Genomic DNA, 255 nt, shown 5'->3' on the forward strand with positions numbered 1-255 from the left:
CGCTACCCCCACCTCATCCCCGCATTTTTCAACATGCGTGGGTTCGGGCCTCCAGTGCGTGTTACCGCACCTTCACCCTGGGCAGGGGTAGATCACACGGTTTCGGGTCTACGTCCACGTACTACAATCGCCCTATTCAGACTCGCTTTCGCTGCGGCTCCGGCTCTTCACCTTAACCTTGCACGGGAACGTAACTCGCCGGTTCATTCTACAAAAGGCACGCCATCACCCTTAAACGGGCTCTGACTTTTTGTA

Annotated in this window: 1 rRNA gene; it reads right to left on the bottom strand. The window is 56.1% G+C overall.

Features of this window, described 5'->3' with window-relative positions:
• A 23S ribosomal RNA gene (locus LRL21_RS45235) occupies nt 1-255 on the bottom strand; the annotation flags it as partial.

Origin of the sequence: Paenibacillus periandrae (genome assembly GCF_022458865.1) — a bacterium.
GTDB classification, from domain to species: Bacteria; Bacillota; Bacilli; order Paenibacillales; family NBRC-103111; genus Paenibacillus_S; species Paenibacillus_S periandrae.